Annotated in this window: 19 protein-coding genes and 1 CRISPR repeat array; of the genes, 18 read left to right on the top strand and 1 reads right to left on the bottom strand. The window is 73.0% G+C overall.

Annotation, left to right across the window (positions count from 1 at the left end; translation table 11 throughout):
• The first annotated feature begins 60 nt into the window (after window positions 1-60).
• Complete coding sequence (locus tag G443_RS06785; protein ID WP_026420482.1) at window positions 61-1,377, top strand: hemolysin family protein; 1,317 nt, start codon at window positions 61-63, stop codon at window positions 1,375-1,377.
• 23 nt (window positions 1,378-1,400) lie between these two features.
• Here the strand turns inward: G443_RS06785 and G443_RS06780 are convergent, their stop codons facing one another.
• Complete coding sequence (locus G443_RS06780) at window positions 1,401-2,261, bottom strand: nucleotidyltransferase domain-containing protein (protein ID WP_035293040.1); 861 nt, start codon at window positions 2,259-2,261, stop codon at window positions 1,401-1,403.
• Window positions 2,262-2,653: 392 nt separating this feature from the next.
• Window positions 2,654-3,143: direct repeats of the CRISPR family, unit length 30 nt; unit sequence GTCCTCATCGCTCCTACGAGGAGTTCCAAC.
• Window positions 3,144-3,226: 83 nt separating this feature from the next.
• Here G443_RS06780 and G443_RS06775 point away from each other — a divergent pair.
• From G443_RS06775 to G443_RS06695, 17 genes are all read left to right on the top strand, one after another.
• Complete coding sequence (locus G443_RS06775; RefSeq protein WP_026420481.1) at window positions 3,227-3,547, top strand: hypothetical protein; 321 nt, start codon at window positions 3,227-3,229, stop codon at window positions 3,545-3,547.
• Window positions 3,548-3,610: 63 nt separating this feature from the next.
• Window positions 3,611-4,168: a TetR family transcriptional regulator gene (locus G443_RS06770; RefSeq protein ID WP_162147339.1), complete on the top strand. Its 558-nt coding sequence runs from the start codon at window positions 3,611-3,613 to the stop codon at window positions 4,166-4,168.
• Window positions 4,165-4,899, top strand: a complete 735-nt coding sequence (locus G443_RS06765; protein WP_026420479.1) for an ABC transporter ATP-binding protein — start codon at window positions 4,165-4,167, stop codon at window positions 4,897-4,899. Before G443_RS06770 ends, G443_RS06765 begins: the two co-directional genes overlap by 4 nt.
• Before the next feature lie 95 nt (window positions 4,900-4,994).
• The gene (locus G443_RS06760) at window positions 4,995-5,669 is read left to right on the top strand and encodes an ABC transporter permease (protein ID WP_051314343.1); all 675 of its coding nucleotides are present in this window, start codon (window positions 4,995-4,997) and stop codon (window positions 5,667-5,669) included.
• A gap of 169 nt (window positions 5,670-5,838) precedes the next feature.
• A complete protein-coding gene (locus tag G443_RS06755) occupies window positions 5,839-6,294 on the top strand; it encodes an exonuclease/endonuclease/phosphatase family protein (RefSeq protein WP_245588956.1) in 456 nt (151 codons plus the stop codon).
• Between the two features lie 125 nt (window positions 6,295-6,419).
• The gene (locus tag G443_RS06750) at window positions 6,420-6,917 is read left to right on the top strand and encodes an NUDIX hydrolase (RefSeq protein WP_026420478.1); all 498 of its coding nucleotides are present in this window, start codon (window positions 6,420-6,422) and stop codon (window positions 6,915-6,917) included.
• 375 nt (window positions 6,918-7,292) lie between these two features.
• Window positions 7,293-8,129: a nitroreductase/quinone reductase family protein gene (locus G443_RS06745; protein WP_155886267.1), complete on the top strand. Its 837-nt coding sequence runs from the start codon at window positions 7,293-7,295 to the stop codon at window positions 8,127-8,129.
• 409 nt (window positions 8,130-8,538) lie between these two features.
• On the top strand, window positions 8,539-9,372 hold the full coding sequence (locus tag G443_RS06740) for a ThuA domain-containing protein (protein ID WP_026420476.1): 834 nt from the start codon (window positions 8,539-8,541) through the stop codon (window positions 9,370-9,372).
• On the top strand, window positions 9,369-10,538 hold the full coding sequence (locus tag G443_RS06735) for a Gfo/Idh/MocA family protein (protein WP_081715727.1): 1,170 nt from the start codon (window positions 9,369-9,371) through the stop codon (window positions 10,536-10,538). Before G443_RS06740 ends, G443_RS06735 begins: the two co-directional genes overlap by 4 nt.
• A 245-nt stretch (window positions 10,539-10,783) precedes the next feature.
• Complete coding sequence (locus tag G443_RS06730; RefSeq protein ID WP_026420475.1) at window positions 10,784-11,572, top strand: sugar phosphate isomerase/epimerase family protein; 789 nt, start codon at window positions 10,784-10,786, stop codon at window positions 11,570-11,572.
• Window positions 11,569-12,687 (top strand): Gfo/Idh/MocA family protein, encoded by a 1,119-nt coding sequence (locus tag G443_RS06725; protein ID WP_026420474.1) that lies wholly within the window; start codon window positions 11,569-11,571, stop codon window positions 12,685-12,687. The genes G443_RS06730 and G443_RS06725 overlap by 4 nt, the downstream gene beginning before the upstream one ends.
• Window positions 12,688-13,410: 723 nt before the next feature.
• A complete protein-coding gene (locus tag G443_RS06720; RefSeq protein ID WP_245588955.1) occupies window positions 13,411-14,646 on the top strand; it encodes an NsdA family TPR-like regulatory protein in 1,236 nt (411 codons plus the stop codon).
• Window positions 14,647-14,657: 11 nt separating this feature from the next.
• Window positions 14,658-15,137 (top strand): hypothetical protein, encoded by a 480-nt coding sequence (locus G443_RS06715; RefSeq protein WP_026420472.1) that lies wholly within the window; start codon window positions 14,658-14,660, stop codon window positions 15,135-15,137.
• Window positions 15,138-15,575: 438 nt separating this feature from the next.
• On the top strand, window positions 15,576-16,151 hold the full coding sequence (locus G443_RS06710) for a hypothetical protein (RefSeq protein WP_026420471.1): 576 nt from the start codon (window positions 15,576-15,578) through the stop codon (window positions 16,149-16,151).
• Window positions 16,148-17,086, top strand: coding sequence for an ABC transporter ATP-binding protein (locus G443_RS06705; RefSeq protein WP_026420470.1), 939 nt, complete (start codon window positions 16,148-16,150; stop codon window positions 17,084-17,086). Before G443_RS06710 ends, G443_RS06705 begins: the two co-directional genes overlap by 4 nt.
• A 7-nt stretch (window positions 17,087-17,093) precedes the next feature.
• A complete protein-coding gene (locus G443_RS06700) occupies window positions 17,094-18,269 on the top strand; it encodes an ABC transporter permease (RefSeq protein ID WP_035293037.1) in 1,176 nt (391 codons plus the stop codon).
• Complete coding sequence (locus tag G443_RS06695) at window positions 18,266-19,435, top strand: ABC transporter permease (protein WP_026420468.1); 1,170 nt, start codon at window positions 18,266-18,268, stop codon at window positions 19,433-19,435. The genes G443_RS06700 and G443_RS06695 overlap by 4 nt, the downstream gene beginning before the upstream one ends.
• Window positions 19,436-19,519: the final 84 nt, after the last annotated feature.

Genomic DNA, 19,519 nt, shown 5'->3' with positions numbered 1-19,519 from the left:
GCCCACCGGAAACGTCGCGCTGATCTGCCAGAACACCCCAACCCTGTGAGAATTCCAGGGATGGACAGTGTCGCGACGAATCTCGCGCTGGTTCTGCTCTTCGTCTTCGCCGGCGGCTACTTCGCCGCCTCCGAGATCGCGCTGGTGTCGCTGCGCGACAGCCAGGTCGACAGACTCGCCGCCACCCGGGGCAACCGGGGGAAGCGACTGGCCAGGCTCCGCTCCGACCCCAACCGCTTCCTCTCCGCCGTGCAGATCGGCGTCACCTTCACCGGGTTCTTCGCCTCCGGCTACGGCGGCGCCACCATCGCCGTCCGCCTCGAGCCCTACCTCGCCGACTGGGGACTGCCCGCCGGCCTCGCCGCCACCCTCGCGCTGGTCCTGGTCACCCTCTTCGTCTCCTACCTGTCCCTGGTCCTCGGCGAACTCGCCCCCAAGCGCCTCGCCCTCCAGAAGTCCGAAGGGGTGGCGCTGTTCACCGCCGGCGTCCTCGACCGCCTCGCCACCGTCTTCCGCCCCCTGATCTGGCTGCTCTCCCGCTCCACCAACGCCGTGGTCCGCCTCATGGGCATCGACCCGCAGGCCGCCGAGGAGAAGGTGGGGGAGGAGGAACTGCGGGACATGGTCCGCACCAACGAACAGCTGACCGTGGAGGAACGCCGCCTGCTCGACGACGCCTTCGCCGTCGGCGACCGCGTCCTCAGCGAGGTCATGATCCCCCGCACCGAGGTCGAGTTCCTCGACGCCGACCTCCCCCTGCCCGACGCGGTCCGCCTCATGCGCGGCAAACCCCACTCCCGCTACCCGGTGATCCGCGAGTCCCCCGACGACGTCGTCGGCTTCGTCCACGTCCGCGACCTGCTCGCCGTCGTCGACGGCGAGGACCCCCAAGGCCGGACCCTCGCCGACATCGCCCGCCCCGTCGCGGCCTTCCCCGGCAGCAAACCGGTGCTGGCCGCGCTCTCCCAGATGCGCCGCAAGGGCGGGCACCTCGCCATGGTCATCGACGAGTACGGCGGCACCGACGGCATCGTCACCGTCGAGGACCTCGTCGAGGAGGTCGTCGGCGAGATCTACGACGAGTACGACCCCGGCGCCGTCCCCTCCCGGCGATCCCCCGAAGGCTCCGTCGAGGTCGACGGACTGCTGCACCGCACCGAGGTGGAGGAACAGACCGGCCTCACCCTGCCCGACGGCCCCTTCGACACCCTCGCCGGCTACGTCGTCGCCCTGTTCAACCGCCTACCCCGGGAGGGCGACAGCGTCGAAGCCCTCCACCACCGCTTCACCGTGCGCGCCCTCGACGGCCGCCGCGTCTCCCGCATCCTCGTCACCCCCCTGCGGCGGTCACGACCCGCCGAGGAGGACGAGGACTGAGGTCGTCCTCGCGGGGCGGACCGCTAGCCGACGGCCGGCCCGGGCCACCCGGCGCCGGCCTCCAGGTCCGCCAACAACGCCGCGATCCGCCCGTGCAACTCGGTGGGCACGCTGATCGACCACCGCGCCTCCGCCTCGGCCGCCAACTCCCGGGTCCACCGCCACGACCGCACCGCCGCCGCCAACACCGAAGCCGGCTCGGCGGCGGACGTGGTGGCCCGGTAACGCTCGACGTCGGCCGCCGGCAGGTCCTGCTCCACAGCCCGGCTCGGCGTCAACCAGTGCCGGGTCGAGTCCCGGAGCAACCGGCACAACTTCAACTGCGCCGGCGCCACCATGAACTGCGCCCAGGCATGCGCCCGCGCCGTCTCACCCCGCGCCAACAGGTGAGCCTCCATCAACGTCCAGTTCGTCAGCTCACCCACCAGGTGCGACGCCGTCCCTACCGGCTCCGGCGGCTGGAACTCGGCGAGCGTGCGCGCCGCCGACGTGAGCCGCCCGTCCCGGTCCAACACCACGGCACGCTCGGTGTCGGGCAGGTGGATCATCCCCCGCCAGCCGCGCACCTGCTCCACGCCCGCACCCGAGGCCGTCACGTGGAACTCGCCACGCATCAGATCGTCGAAAACGACGGTGAGGACCCCGAACTGGTTCTCGTAGGAGTAGGCCAACGGGCCGAGGCGGGCGGCGAACTCCACCCCGTCGAAGTCCGCGACGTCCGCGTCACGGACGAACAGGTAGGCCTCCACGTCGGAGTAGGCGTCAGCCTCCCCCAGGGTCCAGGACCCGTACAGCAGCACGCCGTCGAGCCGGGGCTCCGCGTGCGCCACCTCGCGCAGTCGGTCGATGCGGCGGGCGAGGGCGGTCGGTTCGGTGTGGGGCATGGTGGGACTCCTCCCTGAAGTGGACGAACGGGCTCCCACGTCCGGCCGGAGACGGCCCACGGACGCGAGTGGTGGTGACGGTGCGGAACCGTGTCCTCAGGAAGTGCTCATGCGCGGATGGTATCGAACGAGCGATGGGGGAGAGGTGGGCGACCACTACGCTTGAGGCGGTCGAGCACCGGGGCCGGTGGGCACCTTCCCGGCGGCCTTCGCCGGTTCGGCATGCTGATCTGGTGGTGTTTCGGGCCGCCGGAAGGCTGGGGAGGAGTCACCATCGAGTGAGGCGAGATTTCAGCGAACCCCCCGGGTCTGATGTCAAACCTCGGGTTCGCTGCAGAACCGTGTCCGATAGGGTGGTCCAGGCGCCCGCTGACCTGCGACTTTACTCTCGGGTCCTCATCGCTCCTACGAGGAGTTCCAACATCGGCCCGCACGCCGCACACCGCATCCGGGCGGGTCCTCATCGCTCCTACGAGGAGTTCCAACCGGGTCGATCAGGCACGTGATCCACACGTGATCCATGTCCTCATCGCTCCTACGAGGAGTTCCAACACCCAGTCGCTGGGCTGGGGTGCATCACCCGAGCGGTCCTCATCGCTCCTACGAGGAGTTCCAACAGATTGCCTACTGGTCGTTGGGTTGCATTTCGAAGCGTCCTCATCGCTCCTACGAGGAGTTCCAACCGGATGATGTCGTCCGCCGCCAGTTCGCCGGACGCTTGTCCTCATCGCTCCTACGAGGAGTTCCAACGCGAAGTCGAAGCGGACGCCGGCGCGGTGGCACTGGGTCCTCATCGCTCCTACGAGGAGTTCCAACAAGTCGACGCGCCGGACGAGGGCGTGGTGTGCCCGGGTCCTCATCGCTCCTACGAGGAACCACAACCATCCCGCCGTGCAGCCAGGGTTGCCGAAGCCCTGGCGTGACCACGAGGGCGACCGGGGATCTGCGTTCGCCCGGTCGCGGGCGTGGACACCCTGCCGGAGCGGCAGGGGATCGAGGGGAACGACCAGGAGAAGGGCTGGCTCGAGGGGCTTACCGACTACCTGGTCGCGCTCGCCGGCACTGCCCGGTGGCTCGGTTGCGGCCTGGAGGAGGTCCGCCGGTTGCTGGCATCTGCCGCAACGGCGGTCGCGCGGCTAGTGGGTGTGGTGGGGGCGACGTGCCCGAGAGCCCCCGGTTGCGAGCCGGCGCTTAGGAGTGGCGGGATGGTGCACGCGGCGACCCACACCGTCGCGGTGATCCGCAGCTTCGTTCCGGCTGCTACCGCGCTCGCCGCACCCCGTTGAGCTCCTCCGCTTCGTGGGCGGGGCCGCTAGCCACTCAAAAATGTTAGTCGATAACATTTGTCCGTGGCTACGGTGTCGAAGCGTGAGCGCACGCTGGCTCTGCTGACCGAGCGCGCGCTCGCGCTCTTCGAGGAACAGGGATTCGACCAGACGAGCGTGTCGCAGATCGCCGCCTCCGCAGGGGTCTCGGAGATGACGTTCTTCCGGCACTTCGGCTCCAAGGAACAGGCGGTCCTCGTCGACCCCTTCGACCCGGTGATCGCTCGTGCCATCAGCCAGCGCCCGCTGAGCGAGGCTGCGCTGCTTCGGGCGGTTCGAGGCGTGCGTGGCGCGTTGAGCGGACTCGACGACGCGGAGCTGGGCATGGTTCGCCGTCGAGTGCGCATCATCGCGTCGACTCTGACCCTGCGCGTGGCGTTGGCGAAGCAGAACGAGGAGACGGCGGCGGCCATCCAGCAGCAGCTGATCAGCGACGGTACCGATCCCCGCGCTGCCCGGGCCGCCGCCGCCGCGCTGCTGGGCGCACTCTCCGCCGGACTCTTCGAGTGGGCGGAGAACGAGGGCACCACCTTGGTCGAAGCGATCGAGACGGCGCTCAGCGTGTTGGAGGTCGGGGCGTGACCGCCTTGCTTGAGGTCACCGGTGCCGTGCGCTCCTACTCCCCGGGCGTGGGCGTGCGGGGAGTGACGCTCACGGTGGAAGAGGGAGAGGTGCACGCCCTGGTGGGCCTCAACGGTGCGGGAAAGACGACGCTGATGCGCCTGATCCTCGGCATGGCGCGGTTGCGATCCGGAGACATCCGCATCGCTGGTACGCCGGTGGCGCGAATGACCGGGAGCAGGTGGCGATGCGTGGGCCACATGCTCGATCGGCCGTTCGCCTACCCGGAACTCACCGCACAGCGGAACATGCTGGTCGCGGCCAGATTGCGCGGACTGCCCGCCAGTACGGCGGCCGAGGCCGCGCGGAAGGCCCTGGACGACGCCGGGCTCGGTGACTACGCGGCCGTGCGCGCGAGACGGCTGTCCCAGGGGAACCGGCAGCGGCTCGGTCTCGCCGTGGCGATGCTGGACGAGCCACGGCTCCTCGTGCTCGACGAACCCACCAACGCCCTCGATCCGGCCGGGGTGATCGACCTGCGTGAGCGGCTCCGCCGTCGTGCGGCACGCGGTGCGGGCGTTCTGGTCTCCAGCCACCACCTCGACGAGGTGGCCCGGATCGCTCATCGGATCACGGTCATGAACCGTGGAGAGATCGCCGGAACCCTCGACCCCGGCGGAACCGATCTGGAACGAGCCCTGTTCGATCTCGTGCTCTCCGACGACGAGCGACGAAACCGGGAGCGGGTATGAACAATTTCCGAGGAGCGTGCTGGGTCGAGATCCACAAGGCCTCAGCAGCTCGGCCCTTGTAAATCACCGTCGGTGTCTTCGTCGTCGGTCTCGCGTTGCTCGGCTGCGGTCTGGTCCTCGCCGTCTCCACGGGGAACGACCAGGTGGTGGACCGGCTCGGCAGCGCCGCCGATCTCGACGGCTGGCCGCTGCTGTTCACGATCGTCACCCAGATCGCCGCCGCTGGTGGCCTGCTCGCGTTCGGCATCGCGTTGAGCTGGAGTTTCGGACGGGAGTTCACCGACGGCACCGTCCTCGGGCTACTGGCCTCCCCGACAACACGGTCGGTGGTGGTGTTGGCCAAGCTGCTGACCCATCTGCTCTGGGTGTGCGCGGTCGCGGTGGTGTCGGTTGGCGCGCTGTTCCTGGTGGGCATCCTGTTGGGATCGGGTCCTGTCAACGGCGACGTGCTGGCCGACTTCACCCGGCTGGTGCTGTTGCTCGTCCTGACCGGTGCTGTGGTGGTCCCCACGTCCTTGGTGGCCACCCTCGGCCGAGGGGCACTTCCCGGGATAGGGGCGGCCATCGCCCTCATCGTGGTGTCCCAGGTGGCGACGATCGTGCAGCCCGCAACGGCCGCGTGGCTGCCCTTCGCGGCTCCGGCGATCTGGGCGCTGTTTCCCGAGGTGGTTGGTATGGCCCAACTGGGGCTCGTCATCGCCACCAGCGCGGTGTTCTGCGGTCTCACGGTCCACGTGTGGAACCGCTTGGAGCTGGACCGAGGAGTGTGAGCGGGAGTACGGTGCCGCCGGATCCGTCTAGGTCAAGAAAAGGTAACGGGCTCCCGTCGGCGCAGGTCGCGAAGGGAAAGCCCCGCGCAAGCGGGGGTGAGCCGCTTTCGAGTGGCCAGCTCAGCAGCAGGCCGCGGAAAGCCCCGCGCAAGCGGGGGTGAGCCGGGGTTTGTCGAGCTGGCCGCGCGGCCGTTGTCGAAAGCCCCACGCAAGCGGGGGTGAGCCCTGGATCCAGAGCTTCGGCCGCGCCCTGGACGCCACCGCCGGCGCGGCACCGCTGCTGCTGCTCGGCGACCTCAACGTGCTCGAACCCAGCCACACGCCGGCTCACGGGGGCCAGTTCGCACCGTTCGAGTACGCCTTCTACAGCGGCCTGACCGACCGGCACGGCCTGGTCGACCTGTTCCGGCACCTGCACGCCGACCGGGTCGAGCACAGCTGGGCACGCCGTCCGGACCTGGGCTTCCGCTACGACCACGCCCACGGCTCGGCCGCCTTAGCCGAGCAGCTCACCGGCTGCGAGTACGTCCACGAGACCAGGGAACTCGCCGGGGACGGCTCCCGGCTCACCGACCATTCCGGGCTCGCCGTGCGTCTTGCGCTGACGCCACCGGCGCGCTGCTAACGTCGGACCCCGCCACGGCGGCCACGCCTGCCGAGCCGGAGCCCACCCTGTTCTGACCGGCCGGTTCGCGTCTCGGCTGCCCGAGCGCACGCCCCGTCAGCCGAGACGCGAGGACCAGCCGCAGGATGACCGCCTCGACCAGCACCGTCACGCCCCGCATCGGCGCCCGTGTCCTCCTCCTGGATCCCGCCGACCGCGTACTGCTCATCCACGCCCTCGACCCCGCCGAGCCCGATCACCACTGGTGGGAACTGCCCGGCGGCGGCCTGGACGACGGCGAAGACCTCCGCGATGCAGCCCGCCGCGAAGCCGCCGAGGAGACCGGGATCATGCTCCCCACCCTCGGCCGTGAACTGTGGGTGCGTGAATCCCGGTTCCGGTACAAGGGCCGCGACCACCACCGCATCGAGCACGTCTTTCTCGGGCGCACCCAGGGGAACACCCCGCAGGTCGCGCCCCGGCCCACCGAGAACGAGAAGGCCGGGCAGATCGGACGCCGCTGGTGGCCAGCGGACGAGCTGCGGCAGTGCCGCGACAAGCTCCTGCCCGCCGAACTGCCTACCCTGCTTGACGACCTGCTCTCCGGCCGGTTCAGCACCGCGCCCCTCACGCTCATCGACTGAGCGTCTCGCGGATCGCCGGGAGGCTCGTACCGGTGCGATGCTGTGACCTGAAGCGAAAGCCCCGCGCGAGCGGGGTGAGCCGTCGGTGGTGCGCGAGCGCGCCGCTTCCCCTTCGAAAGCCTCGCGCGAGTGGGGTTGAGCCAGTGCCGTTCACGGTGTTGTACCGGAACTGGTCGAAATACCGCCGTGAGCGAGGTGAGCGCTCGACGAGCGCCCAGATCCCCACTGGTAGCGGCTTCTCGCGAGCGCGCGGCGGTGCGCACTCAGCTCTGAACGACCAGCTCGGCACCGCCCGCTGTTGACCTCCAGTGCGCTTCAGGTCCTAGGGTCCGCCGGACGGACGCCGAGGGGCGTCCCGGCGGGAGGAACGTGGCGGTGGAACGCAGGCGGGTGCGCAGGTGGACGATCGAGGACGCGCGGAGCAACCAGGACTGGTCCCCGCCCGACGGCGCGGGGTACCAGCTCTTCGGCAGTGATCTCGTCAGCCGGGCGACCGACCCGGAGGCGGCGATGGTGGTGGGGTTCGCGGCCATGCCGTCGGGCGAGCGGCTGCGGGCCGCCTTCCCCTACGACGAGATGGTGATCGTCCTGGGCGGTGTTCTGCGGGTGCGGACCGAGGACGACGGCGAACTGGTCGTCCACCCCGGTGAGGTCGTCCACCTGCCGGCGAACTCGACGAACGAGTTCGTGGCGGAGGAGGAGGTGACGGCCTGCTACGTGGCCGGTCCCCCCGACGTCTACGCCCGCCACGCGGACGACCCGGCGTCGCACCGGTGGGAACCCCAGCCGGCGTCGACCGGGACGGGGACACCGGATGAGGCCGCCGTGCGCCGGGCGCTCCACTCGGATGTGCTGGTGGACATCACCACGGTCGGACGCCGGTCCGGGCTGCCCCGGCGCCTCGAGATCTGGCTCTACCGGTCCGGGGGCCGGTTCTTCCTGACGGGCTACCCGGAGGACCGTCCCCGCGACTGGTACCGCAACCTGCTGGCCGACCCCCGCCTCACCCTGCACCTCAAGGAGTCGGTGGTCGTCGACCTTCCGGCCACGGCCGTGGAGGTGACCGACGTCGTGGATCGCCGCCGGGTCCTGGACGACGTCCTCGACCAGCTCAGCCGGCCGGACAACCCGCAGGGGCTGTCCGAGGAGCTCGACCGGGCGGGATGGCATGCGCGGAGCCCGCTCCTGGAGATCATCGGCCTCACGGGGTGAGCCGTCCCTGAGCTCTTGCGCCCGGCATCCGCCCGAGGCGGGTGCCGGGCCGAAGCCGGAGGAGGGGGCAGCGGTGGGCGGCGGCGAGGCGAGGAGTGGCAGGACGCGCACAGGGGACCCGCCCGGGGAGTCATTCGACACGGGTGACGGGTGACCAGGTCGAACGGTGTTCGACACGGAGCGCGGTCGAATGCGCCACGCGCATATCGCCCGACCGGCTGATTGTTCCCGCCGTCGGGGGTCGGTTGGATCGGCGGTGCAGGACAAGATCGACACGGGGACCGTGCCCCGGCGCGGACACCGGTCGACCTGGTCCGTCGGAGCGGTGCGCTCACCCTGGCGGGGGTGTCGCGACGCACGACAGACGACGTCCTCCGACCGTGACCGTTCGTGCGATGGAGGACCGCCGGTGAGTGCCGTGCCCGACCACCGTCCCGCCGCCGACACCCCCGGGGACGCACCCGGACCACCCCGGATCACCGTGTGGAACGAGAACGTCCACGAACGGACCCAACCGGAGGTCGCCGAACGCTACCCGCGGGGAATCCACGGCGCGGTAGCGGCGGCGATCGCCGACCACCTCGGCCCGGCCGCCTCCATCCGCACCGCCACCCTGGACGAACCCGGGCAGGGCCTGCCGCCGGAGGTCCTCGACACCACCGACGTCCTCGTCTGGTGGGGCCACCTCGCCCACGATCGCGTCGACGACGCCCTGGTGGAACGGGTCCGGGAGCGGGTGCTCGGCGGCATGGGGCTCGTCGTGCTCCACTCCGGGCACTTCTCCAAGGTCTTCACGCGGCTGTTGGGCACCACCTGCGCGTTGCGGTGGCGCAACGGCGACGACCGGGAACTGGTGTGGACGGTCGACCCCCGGCACCCGATCGCCGAGGGCGTGCCGAGTCCGCTGGTGATCGACCGGCAGGAGATGTACGGGGAGTTCTTCGACATCCCCGCGCCGGACGAGCTGGTCTTCGTGTCCTCGTTCAGCGGCGGCGAGGTGTTCCGCAGCGGTGTCACCTTCCGCCGGGGCCACGGCCGGATCTTCTACTTCAGCCCCGGCGACCAGGACTACCCCGTCTACCACCACCCCGACGTGCGGCGGGTGATCGCCAACGGGGTGAGGTGGGCGAGGCCGGACCGGCCGGTCGGGTCCCCGCCGAGGTTGCGCCGCTCCCCGGTGGGCTGGTGGGACGACGAGCCGGCGACACACTCGGGGGCCGCGTCCCCGGGTGCGGACCGATGACCGTCGGAGCCTTCCGCACCGTCGACCACCACGGCCCGCTGCGCGCGGTGGTCGTGGGGGCGGGAGCGATGGGGCGGGCCTGGCTGAACACGGTGGACGCCTCACCCACGGTCGACCTGGTCGGCGTGGTCGACCTCGACCCGAACGCGGCGACGGCGGCACTGTCGGCCTGCGGGGTGCCCCCGGTTCCGGTGTCGACCTCGCTCAGCGCCCTCGCCGAGGCCACCCTGCCCGATCTGGTCGTCGACGTCACCATCCCCTCCGCGCACTACTCCGTCACCCGGGAGGCCCTCGACCTGGGGTTGGCGGTGCTCGGCGAGAAACCGCTCGCGGCGACCCTCGCCGAGGCGATCGGCCTCGTGGTGGCCGCCGAACGCGCCGGCCGCCTGTTCGCCGTCAGCCAGAACCGTCGGCACAGCCCCGGGTTGGCCGCGCTGCGGCGGCAGGTGTGGACCTTGGGGGCGGTGGGCACGGTCAGCACCGAGTTCTTCCGCGCGCCGAGGTTCGGCGGGTTCCGCGAGGAGATGGAGCACCCGCTGCTGCTGGACATGGCGATCCACCCGTTCGACGCGGCCCGGTACCTGGTGGGCGGCGACCCGGTGACGGTGTGGTGCGAGGAGTTCAACCCGCACTGGAGCTGGTACCGGGGTGACGCGGCGGCCACCGCGATCTTCGAGATGACCGGGGGAGTGCGTTACCTCTACACGGGGAGTTGGTGCGCCCCCGGGTTGGAGACCTCCTGGAACGGGCGGTGGCGGGTCAGCGGGCGGCACGGGGCGGCGGTGTGGGACGGCGAGGGTGAACCCGTCGTCGAGCACGCGGTGCCGGTCGCCGGCGCCGCCGAGGCGGCGGCCGAGTCCCGGGCGCGCGGGTGGGGGTCCCCGTCGCCGACGGACATCGCCGGTTCCCTGGCCGACTTCGAACACGCCCTCCGGACCGGGCTCCCGCCGAGCACGGTGGCAGCCGACAACCTGCTGAGCCTGGCGATGGTGCACGGCGCCATCGCGTCGGCCGGCACCGGGACCAGGGTGGTCATCGCGGACCTGCTCGCCGAGGCGCACCGCGACGCCGTGGACGGGGCGGACGAGGACCTCCGACCCGCGCTGCGGGACTGGCGGCCGCCGACCCCCGGCGGGAACGGCGGCGGCAGCGGTGCGGGGACATGACGGTTTCCGGTCGTCCCGCACCACTCCCGCCTCGCGGCGGGGCCCGAGGCGGCCCACCGCCCCGCACCCCCGGATGGGAAGGCGGGCCAGACCGGGTGGCCCTGGCCCCCGCCCTGGGGCGGCCCATCCCACCGCACGCCCGAGCCATGTCCCGTGGGGCGCCCCGGCCGCACGCCGGCCCCCACCCGGTTGTCGGTTCCGGACGCCCAGCGCGGCCGGCTCCGGTGTCCTGACAGGAGGTGCAGATGTCCGATCCGACCAGTCCGATCCTCTCGACACCCCCAGCGGTGCAGCTCTACACGGTGCGGGAGCAGCTGGCCGCTGACCGCGTCGGCGTGCTGGCCGCCCTCGCCGGGTTCGGTTACGGCGCGGTGGAACCGTTCGACGTGCTCACCGACGCCCCCGGGCTGCGTGACGATCTCGACGCGGCCGGCCTGGCCGTCTGCGCCGTCCACGCCCCCGTCCTGTCGGAGGACGTGGACGCCCTGTTCGACGGGGCCCGGACGGTCGGCGCCGACACGGTCATCGTGCCGGTCGCGCCGCCGGAGCGGTTCGGCGACCGGGACGCGGTCACGGCGCTGGCCGCCGAGCTGAACGCGGTGGCGTCCCGGGCGGCCGACGCGGGTCTGCGGCTCGGCTACCACAACCACGAGTTCGAGTTCACCGACGTGGACGGCACCCCCGCGCTGGTGGTGCTCGCCGACGCCCTCGCCCCCGAGGTGGTGTTGGAAGTGGACACCTACTGGGCGGCGGTGGCCGGGCAGGACGTGCCCGCCCTGCTCCGACGGCTGGGGGACCGGGTCCGGTACCTGCACGTCAAGGACGGGCCGGTGACCAGGACCGACCCGATGACCGCCGTCGGCGCGGGACGCATGCCCGTCGCGGAGGTCCTCACGGCGAACCCGGCGGTGGAGTGGCGGGTCGTCGAACTCGACGACTGCGCCACCGACGTCCTCGCGGCGGTCGGGGACAGCCTCGACTGGCTGCGGGACAACGGGTTCGCCCACCCGGCCGGCGGCGGGAGCGACCGGTGACGGCCCCGGACCCGGTGGCGCCGCTCGGTGTCGCCGTCGTGGGCTGCGGGTCGATCAGCGACCAGTACCTGACGAACCTGACCTCGTTCCCGGAGGTCTCGGTGCTGTTCTGCGCCGACCTCGACGTCGACCGCGCCGCCGCCCAGGCCGCCCGGTACGGGGTGCCGGCCTCGGGGACGTTCGGGCAGGCCCTGGAACACCCCGGGGTGGAGCTGGTGGTGAACCTGACCGTTCCCGCCGCCCACGTCGAGGTGGCCTCGGCGGCGTTGGAGGCCGGGCTGCACGTGTGGAACGAGAAGCCGCTGACCCTGGACCTGGAGGACGGCCGGGCCCTGGTCGCCCAGGCCGGCCGGGTCGGCCGCCGACTGGGGTGCGCCCCGGACACCGTGCTCGGCACGGGTTTCCAGGCGGCTCGGCGGCTCATCGACGCCGGGGCCATCGGCACCCCGCTGACGGCGCTCGCGCTGGTGCAGGAACCGGGCCCGGACCGGTGGCACCCCAACCCGGCGTTCCTCTTCCAGCGGGGCGCCGGCCCGCTGTTCGACCTCGGCCCCTACTACCTGACGGTCCTGGCGTCGCTGTTCGGGCCCGCGCACCGGGTGGGAGCGGTGGGCCGGCAGGCGCTGACGACGCGGCGGATCGTCGCCGGTGACCGGGCGGGCACCGAGTTCCGCGTGGAGGTGCCCACGCACGTCTCCGCGTTGGTCGAGTACGCGGGAGGACCGGCGGCGACGCTGCTGTTCAGCTTCGACTCCCCGCTGCGCCGGCACGGGTTCGTGGAGGTCACCGGGACCGAGGCCACCCTGGCCCTGCCCGACCCCAACCACTTCGCCGGTGAGGTGCGGATCCGGGACCGGGGCGACGAGGAGTGGCGGGTGGCCGCGCCCCCGGTTCCCTCCGCCGGGCGGGGCCTCGGCGTCGTGGACATGGTCCGCTCGCTGCGGGCCGGCACCCCGCACCGGGCGAGTGGCGAGCTGGGGTTGCACGTCCTGGAGTTGATGACGGCGATCGAACGATCGGCCGCCGCCGGCGAGTTCGACACCGTGCGTGGTTCCTTCCCCATGCCCGAGCCGCTGCCGCCGGGGTGGGCGCCCGGGACGGCCACGGGGAGCTGACCGCCGCCGAGGACGCCCCGGTTCCCCGTGCGGGGAACGCGCACCCGGGGTGTCCTCTCCGGTAGCCGACGCCACCGGTGGCGTCGATCGACATCGACGGTCGGGGCGATCGTCGGGAGCCACGATGGCGTTCCGCCTGCTCCGCCGGGCCGTCCTCCGCCCGGCGGGCGCTCCCTCGTCCGCGCCGTCCGGCGCGCGTGCGTGTTCGCCGACCGGGAGTCCAGCCGAGACCGGGTCCGGACGAACCGAGGAGCCCGCACCGTCGGCACGGCCAACGCATGACGAGCCGCGTTCTCGACGTGCTCGCTTCGAGGTGGAAGTCCGGTGCCCGTCAAGGGCCTGGCCGAGGACCACCTGACCAGCGAGCCAGCGAAGCCAGCCAACCCGGCGGCCCGGCGACCCGGCGGCCCGTCGGACGGCGGCGTCCGGGGTGGCCGGCGGCGTCCCGCGCCGGCCGCGCCGTCGACCTGGCCGTTCCTGGCCCGTCCCGGAAGTGGCCGGACCGCTCCTCGCGCAGCGCCCGTGCGGTGGCCGTGCTCGCCGCACCGGCCGGTTCGGGCGCCCGCCCCGGCCGCTTCCGGCCGGGACACCCGCACCCCCGTGGGACCGCGTCGGGGGAGGGGGCCGGCGTTCCGGCAGTCGGGGGACGAGTACCGCGAACACCTCACATCGGACCCCGCGCACTCGATACACTCCCGCGCACGGCCAGCGGAGGAGCCAGCAGTGTCGGAGGACAACGCCCTCCTGCGCACCGCGCGGGAAGGCGCCCAGTCGCCCTCGTCGCCCGGCGAGTCGATGACGAGGCAGGAACTCGCGGACGCGGTGAACGTCCAGGTGAACCGCCTCAGCGGGGGACGCCACATCACCCCGGTGAACGCCAACCACATCGGCAAGTGGGAGCGGGGCGTGATCCGGTGGCCGGCCGCCCACTACCGCGCCGCGCTGCGCGACGTCCTCGGGGCCGCCACCGACCGGGAACTCGGGTTCACCCGGCCCGCCAGGGCACGGCGGTTATCCCCAGGCCCCACCACCGCCCCGCCCGAAGCGGACCACTCCCCACCCGCGTCGCACCGCCGGGCCGCCGCCGGGGGGAACGCCCGGGACCTGCTCGCCTCCCTCGCCGGCCCCACCGCCCACTACCGCCGGATGGAGCAGACGGTGTCCTCGGCCAGCCTCGGCCCGGCCGCCGAGGCGCACCTGACCCTCGCCGGCGAGGTCGTCCGCACCCGGTGCCGCACCCCCGAGGGCTACACCGTCCTGTCCGAGATCGCCGGCCTCTGCGCCTGGCTCGCCGCCGACCGGGGAGACGTCGACACCGCGCGGCGGCACTACGCGCGGGCGGTGCGGCACGCCGAACGGGCGGACAACCCGCTGCTGGTCGCCTACATGGTCGGCTCCCTCGGCCAGTACGTGGTGGAGACCGGCCAGCCCCGGGACGGGGTGGCCCTGTTGGACCGCGCCACCACCCAGCTCGGCGCGTCGTCCCCACCCGTCGCCCGGTCCTGGCTCTCCTCGCTGCACGCCGTCGGCCACGCGGCCCTGGGCGACCGCAGGGCGACTGCGGTGGCGCTGCGGCGTGCCGAACGGGACGCCGGCAGCGGCCGGGTGGAACCGGTGTGGCCCTGGGTGTTCGCCTTCGACGACGCCAGGGCGGCCCGCCACCGGGCGACCGCGCTGGCCCGCCTCGGGGACACCCGGGGCGCGATGGGTGCCCTCGCAGCGGCGGCACCCGCCCTGACCGCACCCAAACCCCGGGCCCTGGCGCAGCTCGACCAGGCCAGTGCCCTGGCCAGCGCGGGCCGGTGGGAGGAAAGCGACCGGCTGGCCGCCGAAGCGCTGCGCGTCGGGCGGGACCTGGGCAGCGAACGCATCCTGGTCCGGGTCCGTGCCCTCCACACGGCCCTGCCCCGCCGTGGCGGCGCCACGGCCCTCAACGAGGAGCTGACCGTGACCGACTGACGGGAGGACCGATGACCTGCTTGGCCATCACCGGGCACCGAGGACTCGGCCCGGACACCGAGGAACTCGTGGCCACCGAGCTGCGGCGCACCCTCGCCAAGCGAGCCGACGAGCTGCTGGTGGGGATGTCGTGCGTCGCCGACGGGGCGGACACCCTCTTCGCCCGGTCCGTCCTCGACGCCGGCGGGTCACTGGTCGTCGTCGTCCCGGCCGCCCAGTACCGCGACAGCCTGCCCGCCGGGCACCGCCCCGTCTACGACGCCCTGCTGGCCAGGGCCACCGACGTGGTGCGGCTGGGTTACCAGCGTTCCACCTCGGAGTCCCACATGCGGGCGGGGGTGCGGATGGTGGAGGAGGCCGACGAACTGGTGGCCGTGTGGGACGGGGAACCGGCGCGGGGCTACGGGGGAACGGCCGACGTGGTCCGGGCTGCCCGGGAACGCGGGGTGCCCGTCACGGTCGTCTGGCCCGAGGGAGCCCACCGCGACTGACCATTCCGGGAGCCATCCGGTGGCCCGGGCCCCGCGACGGCGTGGCCCGGCGTTTCCGCTGGCCCTGTTCCTGACGCTGGCACCCCTCCGGTGGACCGTGCCCGGTGTGTCGGGGAGCCGCCGGCCGAACGGTCCGCCAGGCCTCCCGCACGGGGGCGTCGTGCCCCACCGGCGGGAACTCCACGGCTCGGCGGCACACGCCCGGGACCTCCAGCTCGCGGCCCGCCGGCCTGGGCCAGGGAACGGCCGTGGCCGGTCCGGAACCGGACCGCCCCTCCCGGGCGGCCGGGCGGTCCCCCGTCTCCCGCGCCCCCCAGCCCGAACCCCTTCGCCGCCGGATCCGGCGGCGAACACCACGACCACGCGTCACGGCACCAGACCACTTCGGTCCCCTGGCGATGGCCGTGGTCTTCCCACCACCACAGGAGGAGCCGCGTGATGTCCCTCGCACCACCACCGCAGGACGTGCTCGTCGATCCGGGCGGGTCCACCCCCGGAACGCTCGACGCCGCCGACCCGGGCGGCGAACCCACCGCGTTAGCCCGCCCGCTCACGGACGCGCCCGAGGGAGCGGCCAGCGGGATCAGCGACCATGACCCCGACGGCGACCCGGTCGGGGGCCTCACCCCGCCCGAGTTCAACACCCCGACCGGTTTCCCGGGCGCCCGCGCCGTCGCCGTCCTCACCGGGGAGACCCCGAACCGCGCGGACGACGCGGTCCGGGGCACCCACCCGCGCGGGTGGGTGCGGCACCCCGCCCCGGTCCACCACCGGCCCGACGCGCACCGGCCCAGCCGGCCACGCGTGACGGGCGGCGCGGGCACCCCCGCGTCCTCGAAGGAGCGGGGCGGCGACCCGGTGGACGACAGGGTGCCGGACGAGGAGATCACCCACACCGACGCCCACGACCTCCAGGCCGGTAACGGCCCGGACCGGCAGTTGTCCCGGGGCGACCTCGCCCCGGCCTGCGCCCCGGTCGGGATCGGTGGCCGCGCGCAGGAGGCCGGCCAGTGACGGATGCCCTGGTCTGCCAGGACCTGACCAAGCGGTTCGACCACCACCTGGCCGTCGACTCGATCAGCCTCACCATCGCCCGCGGCGAGGCCTACGGCCTGCTCGGGCCCAACGGAGCCGGGAAGACCACCACCATCTCCATGCTCTCCGGGCTGCTGCGTCCCGACGCCGGCAGCGTCCACGTCGCCGGCCACGCCCTCGCCCAGGACCCGAGGGCCGCCAAAGCCCGCATCGGGTACGTGCCGCAGGAGATCGCCCTCTATCCGGAACTGACCGGGCGGGAGAACCTCCGCTACTTCGGACGCCTCTACGGCCTGGCCCGCCGGGCACTCCAGTACCGCATCGCGGAGGTCCTCGACCTGGTGGGGCTCACCGGCCGCGCCGACGACAAGGTCGGCGACTACTCGGGTGGCATGCAACGGCGCATCAACATCGGAGCCGCCCTGCTCCACGAACCCACCCTCCTCATCCTCGACGAGCCCACCGTCGGCGTCGACCCGCAGAGCCGCAACGCCATCCTGGAAGGGGTCGACGAGCTGGTCGCCGGGGGCATGAGCCTGCTCTACACCTCCCACTACATGGAGGAGGTGGAACGGGTGTGCCAGCGGGTCGGCATCATCGACAAGGGCCGGCTGGTGGCCGAGGGCACCAAACGGGAACTGGTGTCCCGGCTGGGCACCTCCGACCGGGTCGAACTGGTGCTCGACGGGGACCTGACCGCCGCCGCCGACAAACTCCGGGCCGTCGCCGGGGTCACCGAGGCGGTGCCCACCGGGACGTCCAGCCTCCGCCTGCTCGCCGAGGGCAGCAGACACCTGCTGCCCACCTTCATCGGCGCGGTCGAGGGGGTGGCCACGATCACCGGAGTCGAGATCACCGAGCCCGACCTCGAGGCCGCCTTCCTGCACCTGACCGGCAGCACCCTCCGGGACTGAACGGGACATGATCAGATCACTTCTCGTGGTGAGCGGCCACGAACTCCGCTCCCGGCTCCGCGACGGCACGGCCCTGCTGCTCGCCCTGGTCGCCCCCGTCGCCCTGGCCTCCCTGTTCGGTCTCGCGCTCGGAGGTGAGGACCCGCCGCTGCGCGCGTCGATCGGCATCGTCGACCTCGACGGCGGCGAGTTCCCCACCAGCGTCCGGCGTGAGGCGCTGGCCACCGACGAACTCCGGGACGTCCTCACGCTGCGCGACTACGACGACGAGGACCAGGCCGGCGTGGCCGTCGACGACGGCGAGATCGGCGCGGCGATCGTCTTCCCCCCGGGCTTCAGCGACAGCGTGGGAGCGGGCGAGGGCGGCGAGGTCACCGTGCTCACCTCCGACTCGACCCCGCTGGCCGGGGTGATCGCCAACAGCATGGTGGACCAGATCTCCGCGCTCGTCGAGGCCAGGACCCTGGCCGTGCGGGCCTCCCTGGACGCCGGTGTTCCGGCCGACGAGGTGCGGCTCTTCGTGGAGGAGAACGGTGCCGCCGGCCCCACCCTCACCCTCGACGCCGACCCGATGGCCGGCGGCAAGGTCGACGGCGCCGTCCACTACGCGTCGGGGATGGCGGTGCTCTTCGCCTACCTGGTGGTCTCGACCTCAACCCGCGGCCTGCTCACCGACCGGCAGTTGGGCACGCTCAGCCGGCTGCGGGTCGCCCCGGTGCCCCGGTGGACACCGGTCGTCGGCAAGGGGATCGTCGGTTTCCTGCTCGCCATGACCAGCGTCTGCGCCACCTGGGCCTCCTCGGTGCTGTTCTTCGGGTTGAGCTGGGGGGACCCGCTGGCCGTGCTGGCGCTGTGCGGGGCGCACGTGCTCGCCGCCACCGCGATCACCATGCTCGTCGCCGGCAACGCCAGGACCGACGCCCAGGCCGACGGGTACAACCTGGGCATCGCCTTCGCCTCCGGGATCCTCGGCGGCAGCCTCGTCCCCCTCCACGCCCTGCCGGACTTCCTCCAGGCACTCGCCCTGTTCACCCCCAACGGGTGGACGTCGACCGGGCTGGCCGGCCTCGCCGCCGGCGGTGACCTCGCCTCCGTGGCCGGCCCGATCGGTGTGGTCTGCCTGATCGCCGTCGTCGCCGGGAGCCTGGCGGCCCTCCGGTTCCGGAAAGGACTCCTCGGATGAGCCCGTCCCGTCGGCGACCCCGGCCGATCCTGGCCCTGGTGGCGGCGAACCTGCGACGCCAGGCCCGGGACCGCACCGGCCTGTTCTTCATGCTCGTCATGCCCTTCGTGACCATCGCCTTCGTCGGTCTCGCCCTCGGCGGCGGGTCGGACGGGGGGACCCGGCTGCCCGTGGGGGTGGTCGCCGGGAACGACGACCCGGTCGCGGCTGCCGTGCTGGAGGAGCTGGCGGCCAGCCCGAACCTCGACGTGGAACGCCGGGACACCGAGGAGGAGGTGCGGGCCGGCGTGCGGGAGGGACGCCTGGCCGTGGGCCTGCTCATCCCACCGGGCTCCACCGAGCTGGAACTCGTCATGACCCAAACCAACGGCACCGGCATGGCCGCCCGTGGCGCCGTCGACGTCGCCGTGGGCCGGGTCTCGGCCGTCCTGGAGGCCACCCGCGCCGCCGAGGCGGCCGGGGCCACCCCCGAGGAGGCCGCCGCGTCCGTGCGGGCCGCCCGGGAGGACCTGGCCGGGGTGGAGGCCCGCGCCCCCGACGACGCCGGCCAGGGAACGGACCCGAGGGGGTTCGCCTACACCGCGCCGGCGAACCTCGTGCTGTTCACCTTCATCAACTCGATGGCGGTGGCCGCCGCGCTGGTCGAGACCCGCCGGCTGGGCATGGTCCGCCGCTCACTGGCCGCCCCCGTCCGGCCGAGCACCGTGCTGGCGGGGGAGGCGTTGAGCCGGCTGGTGGTGGCGGTGGGGCAGGCCCTGCTCATCATCGTCGTCAGCGCCCTGATGTTCGACGTCTCCTGGGGCGACCCGCTGGGCGTCGCCGTGGTGGTGGGTGCCTTCTGCCTGGTGGCCACCGGGGCCGCCATGCTGGTCGGCAGCCTGGTCCGCTCCCCGTCCCAGGCCCCGGCGATCGGCCCGCCGGTCGGGATCGTGCTCGGGATGCTCGGCGGGTGCCTGTGGCCGCGTGAGGTGGCCGGGGAGACCCTCACCACCGTCGGCTACCTGTTCCCGCACGCCTGGGCGATGGACGGCCTGCTGACCCTCGCCCGCCCCGGGCAGGGCGCGGGCGAGGTGCTGGTGGAGACGGCCGTGCTGTTGGGGATGGCGGCGGTGCTGCTGGTGGTTTCCCTGGTGGTGTTCCGCCGCCGGGCCATGACGATGCGCTGACCGGTCCCGCTGGTCGGGGCGGTCGGGGCGGCGCGCCCACCGCCCCGACCGGCGCCGGCGGAACCACCACCCCGCCGCCCCGCC

This window comes from Actinoalloteichus caeruleus DSM 43889, from assembly GCF_000429185.2.
GTDB lineage: Bacteria > Actinomycetota > Actinomycetes > Mycobacteriales > Pseudonocardiaceae > Actinoalloteichus_B > Actinoalloteichus_B caeruleus.
This window is presented reverse-complemented; position numbering and strand designations above follow the sequence as displayed.

Excerpts from the sequence above, each read along its gene's own strand:
- G443_RS06785 (WP_026420482.1), top strand. The coding sequence starts at position 61 with ATGGACAGTGTCGCGACGAATCTCGCGCTGGTTCTGCTCTTCGTCTTC.
- G443_RS06780 (WP_035293040.1), bottom strand. The coding sequence starts at position 2,261 with ATGCCCCACACCGAACCGACCGCCCTCGCCCGCCGCATCGACCGACTG.
- G443_RS06750 (WP_026420478.1), top strand. The coding sequence starts at position 6,420 with ATGACCGCCTCGACCAGCACCGTCACGCCCCGCATCGGCGCCCGTGTC.
- G443_RS06735 (WP_081715727.1), top strand. The coding sequence starts at position 9,369 with ATGACCGTCGGAGCCTTCCGCACCGTCGACCACCACGGCCCGCTGCGC.
- G443_RS06730 (WP_026420475.1), top strand. The coding sequence starts at position 10,784 with ATGTCCGATCCGACCAGTCCGATCCTCTCGACACCCCCAGCGGTGCAG.
- G443_RS06715 (WP_026420472.1), top strand. The coding sequence starts at position 14,658 with ATGACCTGCTTGGCCATCACCGGGCACCGAGGACTCGGCCCGGACACC.
- G443_RS06710 (WP_026420471.1), top strand. The coding sequence starts at position 15,576 with ATGTCCCTCGCACCACCACCGCAGGACGTGCTCGTCGATCCGGGCGGG.
- G443_RS06700 (WP_035293037.1), top strand. The coding sequence starts at position 17,094 with ATGATCAGATCACTTCTCGTGGTGAGCGGCCACGAACTCCGCTCCCGG.
- G443_RS06695 (WP_026420468.1), top strand. The coding sequence starts at position 18,266 with ATGAGCCCGTCCCGTCGGCGACCCCGGCCGATCCTGGCCCTGGTGGCG.